1 protein-coding gene and 1 pseudogene are annotated in these 1276 nt (G+C 61.2%); both read left to right on the top strand.

Features of this window, described 5'->3' with window-relative positions:
• Nucleotides 1–86: 86 nt before the first annotated feature.
• Nucleotides 87–449, top strand: a pseudogene (locus tag VQ044_RS25190) (IS21 family transposase); the annotation flags it as partial.
• Nucleotides 446–1210 carry an IS21-like element helper ATPase IstB gene (istB, locus tag VQ044_RS25185; RefSeq protein WP_327650395.1) on the top strand — a complete coding sequence of 255 codons (765 nt, stop codon included), beginning with the start codon at nt 446–448 and terminating at the stop codon, nt 1208–1210. The pseudogene VQ044_RS25190 and the gene istB, both read left to right, overlap by 4 nt.
• The last annotated feature ends 66 nt before the right edge of the window (nt 1211–1276 follow it).

Genomic DNA, 1276 nt, shown 5'->3' with positions numbered 1-1276 from the left:
GACTGCGGGAACGGCAGGTCTTCACGGGCCAGGACATCCATGCCCAACACTAGATCTAGTGGGTGTGGGAATCAACCGGATAGGCAAGGATCAATGCATTGGATCAGGCGGCTCCTCTCCAGGGCTGGAACCTGCCCGAAGAGTTCGCCACGCTGCGCCGCCTGATGGAAGCGCGGATGAACAAGCATGGCCGGCGGGAGTATGTGCAGGTGCTTCGTCTGCTGGAAAGCTTCGAACTCGCCGACCTCCATGCGGCGGTGAAGCAGGCCATCCAGCTCGGAGCGATCGGCTTCGATGCGGTCAAGCATCTGATCCTGTGCCGGGTGGAACGCCGGCCGCCGCGGCTGGATCTGTCCATCTATCCCTACCTGCCGAGGGCGACGGTCGAGACGACCTCGGCGAAGGCGTATATGCGCCTTCTCTCGACGAACGCAGGAGAAGCGGCATGAGCACCGAAGCGGAAGCGCCCGAGATCCTGCTTTCCCACTATCTCAAAGCCCTCAAGCTGCCGAGTTTCCAGCGCGAGTACCATAAGCTGGCTCGGCTATGCGCCACCGAGGGCGTCGATCATGTCGGATACCTCACCCGGCTTGCCGAGCGGGAGATGATCGAACGTGATCGGCGCAAGGTCGAGCGCCGCATCAAGGCGGCGAGGTTCCCGGTCGTCAAAAGTCTGGACAGCTTCGACTTCACTGCCATCCCGAAGCTCAACAAGATGCAGGTGCTGGAGCTCGCGCGTTGCGAATGGATCGAGCGCCGCGAGAATGTCATTGCGCTTGGCCCCAGCGGCACGGGCAAGACCCATGTAGCGCTTGGTCTCGGCCTGTCAGCATGCCAAAAGGGCATGTCCGTTGGGTTCACGACAGCCTCAGCACTGGTCAGTGAGATGATGGAGGCGCGCGACGAGCGGCGTCTGTTACGGCTCCAGAAACAGATGGCCGCCTACCAGCTTCTCATCATCGATGAGCTGGGCTTCGTGCCGCTATCCAAAACCGGCGCGGAATTGCTGTTCGAGTTGATCTCGCAACGATATGAGCGAGGCGCGACCCTGATCACGAGCAACCTTCCCTTTGATGAATGGACGGAGACGCTCGGGTCCGAGCGTCTGACCGGCGCACTGCTGGATCGTATAACCCACCATGTCAACATTCTCGAAATGAACGGCGACAGCTATCGTCTCGCCCAAAGCCGAGCCCGAAAGGCCGGCTGAAACCCTCTCAGAAAATAACCGCGCGCGCATGAGACCGCCGCTCGGGCTACGCCCTCCCGGCAGTCT

Source organism: Aurantimonas sp. C2-5-R2 (genome assembly GCF_036549495.1).
Classification (GTDB): Bacteria; Pseudomonadota; Alphaproteobacteria; order Rhizobiales; family Rhizobiaceae; genus Aurantimonas; species Aurantimonas coralicida_A.
This window is presented reverse-complemented; position numbering and strand designations above follow the sequence as displayed.